The sequence below is a fragment of the Acinetobacter lwoffii genome (genome assembly GCF_024129685.1).
GTDB lineage: Bacteria > Pseudomonadota > Gammaproteobacteria > Pseudomonadales > Moraxellaceae > Acinetobacter > Acinetobacter lwoffii_X.
Map to the genome: position 1 here is coordinate 22637 of NZ_JAMXXL010000031.1, position 6000 is coordinate 28636.

The window sequence follows — 6000 nt, forward strand, 5'->3', positions numbered from 1 at the left end:
TTCGCTACACTCAAACTCTATTGAATCTTGCTTTCGCTCGATTCGAGAGGCAATTTTTTGGTTAATATTTTCGTGACTTTTAGAAAAAATAAAAGAAACTCGGAATTCGCTTCGCTCATAGTACTTTTTTGCTCGTTTCGCTCGATCTAGGCTCAATTTTCTTCATGAGATTTATACCTTCTTAGGCTAAAAAGCCTAAAAAACTGTTTTTCAGGGAGTCTAGGCGCAAATTTTGATGGTTCGCTCTGAATAGCCACTAATTTTGTAGACACCTTTTAGTTAGATAAAATGGCTAATTAACGAGGTGCTTATGAGCAGTAAACGATATCCTGAAGAATTCAAAATTGAAGCAGTAAAGCAAGTTACCGAGAAAGGTTATAGTGTGGCCGAGGTTGCTGCGCGTTTAGGTACAACTACACATAGTTTATATGCCTGGATTAAACGCTATGATCCTCAACAACCCAAAGTTACTCAATCAGCAGATCCAACTGCAGAGCTAGCAAAGCTCAGAAAAGAACTGCAAAGAGTAACTGAAGAACGGGACATCTTAAAAAAGGCCGCGGTGTACTTCGCAAGCCAGTCCAAATGAGGTACGCCTTTATTCGGGACAACCAGCATATATGGCCGATCCGTCGTTTGTGTTCAACTCTAGATGTTCATCATAGTGGTTATTATGCATGGCTAAAACAGCCTATCAGCAAGACAGCCCAGAAACGGCAACAACTTTCAGGACTGATTAAACAGTTTTGGTTAGAATCTGGTGGGGTTTACGGCTATCGCAAGATTTACTGTGATCTGAAAGATGTTGGTGAGAATTGTGGGATTAATCGAGTGCATCGGTTGATGAAAGTTGATGGACTTAAATCACAGCGTGGCTATCGCAAACCTAGAACTCATGCAGGTACTCCGTCGGTTGTTGCTGCAAACACTTTAGACCGCCAATTTAATCCAGCACAGCCGAACCAACTATGGGTGACTGATATTACCTATATTCGTACCCATGAAGGATGGCTGTATCTCGCAGTGGTAATCGACCTGTTCTCACGACTTGTAGTTGGCTGGTCTATGAAATCCAGAATTACGACAGATCTGGTTTTAGATGCGTTATTAATGGCTCTATGGCGGAGAAAACCACAGAATAAAGTTCTGATTCACTCTGACCAAGGCAGTCAATATACGAGCCATGAATGGCAAACATTCCTTAAGCAGCACAATCTGGAATGTAGTATGAGTCGCAGAGGAAATTGCCATGATAATGCTGTTGCTGAGAGTTTCTTTCAGTTGTTAAAGCGAGAAAGAATTAAGAAGAAACTATATGCATCAAGAACTGAAGCTAGGTCTGATATCTTTGAATATATTGAGATGTTCTACAATTCAAAACGCAGACATGGTTCCAATGGTCAGCGTTCTCCATTAGATTATGAAAAGGCCCATCAAAAGATGGTTAGGTGTGTCTAGAATTTTGGTGGCTATTCAAGCATAACTTTTTGAAATATAACACTTTAAATGGGTTCTAACATCATTGATTCGTATAAGAGATTTTATGTTAAATAATAGAAAGGCTCTTACTCTCAGTTAGAGCCTTTATTCTTAAATTTTTTTATCTATTGTGATAAACCATGTGCCGTTATTACGCTCATAAAGTGGTAAATTGCTGTCAATTTTTTGATATCTATAATTTAACTTGGGAGTAAAACCTTTCCACTGCCATTGCTTACGCCAAGTAGCTATACCAAATTCATATTCACTGTCTTTGCGTTGAATACCATACCAAATATTATCTGCTAAAAAATTACGCTTAGAATAACGTATGTTGCTACTAATACCCAATGAGTCCCCAAAGTATAAAAAACCACTTCGTATACCTTTTTTATTAGATGATTCTGCTTCGTCCGCTAAGCGATCTTGCATCCAGTCTAAGCCACTATATATGAGTAATTTCGATTTCGGTTGATACAGCATCAATGCAGCCTGACTATTAGCATGACCATTATAATATTGTGCAAGATCTGAATCCTGATATCGTTTTTGGATATGAGATGTATTAGCAGAAACTTGCCAGCGATCTGATAATAATCGGTTATATTCTAATCCTGCACCATAGTTATGACTGTAACGACTATCACCTAGTATATTTTGCCCAATAAATGGAATTATGCCTAAGGATTGCTTAAGATCTTTATACTTGTAACCAGTATCGATACGTAAGGTTTGCTCACTAAATTCTGTATTATCCCAATAATGAATACCGTTTAATGTTGCATTAAAATATACATAATGATTGCTCATCATATTTTGTTCACGTGATGCATTCAGCGTATAACCGATACCTTCTGCCTTTTGTGGTAGTGATTCCTGATCACGTATGAAAGTTGCTTTTCCAATAGAAATCTCTTTTATACTCGATGATTGATTAACATTATCTGTTTTTTCAAAATTAAAATTTACGTTTGGTTGCCATCCTTGAGACTCTTCCATAGTACTCAATAGCTGATCTATTAATGCTTGGATCTGAGTAGGAAGAAAAGGTCTTACTGCTCTAAATTCATTTTTAGCTTCAGTATATTGTTTATTTTCAAATAACATCATGGCTAGATCAAAACGGGGATAATATAAATTTGGATTCTTTGTAATAATCTCTTGGTACATTTCTATGGCTTTCTTTTGCTTTCCTTGAAAACGATATAAAGCACCTAAGCCATACTCGTATAAAATGTGATCGTAATTATCAGTTTTTCTGTATTTATCTAGTAGTTTCTCAAGTTCTTTCCAGTCTTTATGAATAATGGCTTGATTAATATAATCTTCTAAACTTGAGTTTGGAGGTAGTGTAGAAAGCTTTAAATCTTTATCTACTGTTTTTTTAAGTAATAATTCAGGTTGAATAAATGAATCTTGCTCAAAAAATACTGTTTGAGCTGGTGGTAATTCTTGAGAAAATGCAGTGCTAGAAAATGTTACTGAAAGAATTACTAAATATTTGATATTCATCAAATGGCTACCAATAGAATGACAAAAACCGTCTGAAATTATATTTAATTTCAGACGGTCTATAGATAAGTGGGGACTAAAATAAGATTTTATTTAGTAATTTCACCACGTGTACCGCCAAAGCCAACGGTATCTTTACCATTAAAAATGACTTTACCAGCAATTTCTTCAGCTTTTTTGCCATAAAAGTCTAATGAATATGTACCAGTATTAGTTAATTGTTTAGCTGTTGAAGTGATTCCAGTTCCAGAAATAGAACCTTGTTCTAGGCTAATAGTATTACCTAAGCCAGTGATTGATCCTGAACCTAAGCGATCAGTAAAGTTAATATTATAATCTAAAGTACCTTCAGCCAATTTCGATGTTGTCGAAATAGATGGGATCATTCCGCTGTAATCAATAGTTGTCGTATCAATATAAGCACCATTAAATGCTTTACCTGTATAAGTAGCAGTACCTAAAGTTGGTATTGCATCAACAGTTGTTTTCAAACCTTGGATTTTAATATTAGATGTACGATCATCGCTTATTAATGCGCCAGTCTTATTGTTATAAGAAAGATCGCCAGAATAATTACCTAAAACAACAGAATAGGGCTGATTATAAACAACAGACTGTGTGCCAGATGCTTTAGTTAGATTATTGGTAGTAGCTTTCCCACCATTAAAATTAGCTGTAATCGTGTTAATTGGGTAGTAACTAGTAAGACCTTTTGCGTCATCAATTTCTTTTTGCTTTTCAGCAGCAGCCTTCTCAGCAGCAGCTTTCTCAGCGGCAGCCTTTTCAGCAGCAGCCTTTTCAGCAGCAGCCTTCTCAGCAGCAGCCTTTTCAGCAGCAGCCTTTTCAGCAGCAGCCTTCTCAGCAGCAGCCTTCTCAGCAGCAGCCTTCTCAGCAGCAGCCTTTTCAGCAGCAGCCTTCTCAGCGGCAGCCTTCTCAGCAGCAGCCTTTTCAGCAGCAGCCTTCTCAGCAGCAGCCTTTTCAGCGGCAGCTTTCTCAGCAGCAGCCTTTTCAGCAGCAGCCTTTTCAGCAGCAGCCTTCTCAGCAGCAGCCTTTTCAGCAGCAGCCTTCTCAGCAGCAGCCTTTTCAGCAGCAGCCTTTTCAGCGGCAGCCTTTTCAGCAGCAGCCTTCTCAGCGGCAGCCTTCTCAGCAGCAGCCTTTTCAGCAGCAGCCTTCTCAGCAGCAGTCTGTTCAGTAATTACTGGAGAAGTAGATGTTGTTGAATGACTTCCACCACTACTACAAGCAGCAGTACTTAGTGCCAAAATAATAGCAGCACTTAGCTTTGTTAAATTCATTGATTGCATAGATACCCTAAATTACATTATGGATTTAATGTGTAATTAATGTTTATTTGTATTACATTACGTTTCAACTTATTATAGTAAATATCTAACTAAAAAAATGAGTATTTTTTAAAAAAACTTTTTTTTATAAGTATTTAATTTTATATAATAAATTATCAATATTTTTGATATTAATGAATACATGATAAATCAGATTTAACACGAGTTTTTATACCGATGGTTAAATTTCACTAAGAACCAAAAAATTAATATATGTTATTAAAATTAAAAAATTGGAGCCTAAGCTCCCATTTTTATCGATGATTTTTTAAATCTTCTAACATTGCTTCACGCAGAATTTCATTCATTCGTGTTTGATAGCCTTTGCCTTGAGCTTTAAACCATGCAAGTACATCAGCATCTAAACGGATGGAAGTCTGTTGCTTCACTGGGCGATAGAATTGATTATGGCGTACAGCATTGCTCCAGTCTGTAATTTCAGGAATATCTGATAGATCTAGCTGATCATCAGGACCCGTCCCTTTAGCAAGCAAGCGTTCAATTTCAGCATCTTGCTTGTCGCTGAATTTTTCATTCAGTTCTTTACGTGAGTATCTAACCGTGCTCATATTTATCTCGCTCCGCCTTGGTGACTTGCCTTGCACTAATGATTCGTATGATTTCACAGTCATCTTCATCAAAGATGGTGTGAGCTACTAACAGCATTAGTACGCCTCTTACTTTTCCAATGGTTTGCCAACGTTCTTCACCATTGGTATGTCTGTCCTGGATTGAGATCCTCAGCGGATCTTCAAAAACAAGGCTTGCAGTTTCGAAAGAGACATCATGTTTTTTCTGATTCTTTCGATTCTTTGCCTCATCCCATTCGAAATACTGTTCCATAAAAAACATTCAAATTTGTATATACAATAATGTATCACAAAATTGTATCACTCAAGTTGAAAAGCGTAATTCTTAGTCAAATTTCTTGGCAAGAACTATCAAAACCGCTCATAAAAAAGCCGACTTGTTTCCAAGTCAGCTTTTCGACATCGTCGAGCATTATCACTATAACACAAGTATTTGATTTTTATGTTTTTAAAATATGAATTTCGTATAACGCCCATTATGTTAAATGGGTACTTTGAAAATATAGGATTGAACCTCTTGGTCGGTAACTGAATAAAGATTTAATACTTAGTACGACATAATTTGACGTTATATACTTATTTTTATAGGATCCAGCCGTGATATACCCATGATTTTATTGTAAATTACATAAGCCATTAATTCTTTAAGAAAATATAATGAAAAGATATGCTCATCTATTAGAACTTATTCCTGATTTACAGAAAATAAAGGAAGATAATAGTCTATCTATACAAGATGTCAGAGAAAAATACATCGAGGCTATGAATGATGAAATGGTTTTTGAATATATGGAAGTATTAAGTCAATACATTGATATTAATGAAGAAGTTATTTCTAATTTTGACAGAGAAACTATTTTAGCTTATTTAACATCGACTATTCGGAATGATCGTTTTTTTGATGGTGCTTTATCTTATAGCATTAGATCAGGGTTGATTCTTACTGCCTTGAAAAAACTATCTATGGTAGTAGATAAAGATATTTCTAGGGTCTGTTGACATTTACTGTTCATAATTAACCCTATAAAGGTAGCCATAAAAATATACAGGCTAAAGCAACAGAACTTTGATAATTT

Annotated in this window: 6 protein-coding genes; 2 read left to right on the forward strand and 4 right to left on the reverse strand. The window is 36.1% G+C overall.

Features of this window, described 5'->3' with window-relative positions:
- The first annotated feature begins 310 nt into the window (after positions 1-310).
- Positions 311-1458, forward strand: a protein-coding gene (locus NI464_RS13110; protein ID WP_125825069.1) for an IS3 family transposase whose coding sequence is annotated in 2 segments (ribosomal slippage) — positions 311-557 and positions 557-1458 — 1149 coding nt in all. Because the reading frame shifts where the segments join, the coding sequence is not laid out codon by codon here.
- 132 nt (positions 1459-1590) lie between these two features.
- Here NI464_RS13110 and NI464_RS13115 read toward each other — a convergent pair.
- From NI464_RS13115 to NI464_RS13130, 4 genes are all read right to left on the reverse strand, one after another.
- A complete protein-coding gene (locus NI464_RS13115) occupies positions 1591-2991 on the reverse strand; it encodes a surface lipoprotein assembly modifier (protein ID WP_005254590.1) in 1401 nt (466 codons plus the stop codon).
- Between the two features lie 89 nt (positions 2992-3080).
- Positions 3081-4295, reverse strand: a complete 1215-nt coding sequence (locus tag NI464_RS13120; protein WP_253138937.1) for a factor H binding protein domain-containing protein — start codon at positions 4293-4295, stop codon at positions 3081-3083.
- Positions 4296-4588: 293 nt separating this feature from the next.
- A complete protein-coding gene (locus NI464_RS13125) occupies positions 4589-4903 on the reverse strand; it encodes a BrnA antitoxin family protein (RefSeq protein WP_005254584.1) in 315 nt (104 codons plus the stop codon).
- Positions 4890-5177, reverse strand: coding sequence for a BrnT family toxin (locus tag NI464_RS13130; RefSeq protein WP_005254577.1), 288 nt, complete (start codon positions 5175-5177; stop codon positions 4890-4892). Before NI464_RS13130 ends, NI464_RS13125 begins: the two co-directional genes overlap by 14 nt.
- Before the next feature lie 404 nt (positions 5178-5581).
- Here NI464_RS13130 and NI464_RS13135 point away from each other — a divergent pair, with 404 nt between their 5' ends.
- Positions 5582-5923: a DUF6508 domain-containing protein gene (locus NI464_RS13135; RefSeq protein WP_253138939.1), complete on the forward strand. Its 342-nt coding sequence runs from the start codon at positions 5582-5584 to the stop codon at positions 5921-5923.
- Positions 5924-6000: the final 77 nt, after the last annotated feature.

What these genes read in the sequence shown, in the direction of transcription:
- NI464_RS13135 (WP_253138939.1), top strand. Translation starts at nt 5,582, where the DNA reads ATGAAAAGATATGCTCATCTATTAGAACTTATTCCTGATTTACAGAAA.
- NI464_RS13115 (WP_005254590.1), bottom strand. Translation starts at nt 2,991, where the DNA reads ATGAATATCAAATATTTAGTAATTCTTTCAGTAACATTTTCTAGCACT.
- NI464_RS13130 (WP_005254577.1), bottom strand. Translation starts at nt 5,177, where the DNA reads ATGGAACAGTATTTCGAATGGGATGAGGCAAAGAATCGAAAGAATCAG.
- NI464_RS13125 (WP_005254584.1), bottom strand. Translation starts at nt 4,903, where the DNA reads ATGAGCACGGTTAGATACTCACGTAAAGAACTGAATGAAAAATTCAGC.
- NI464_RS13120 (WP_253138937.1), bottom strand. Translation starts at nt 4,295, where the DNA reads ATGCAATCAATGAATTTAACAAAGCTAAGTGCTGCTATTATTTTGGCA.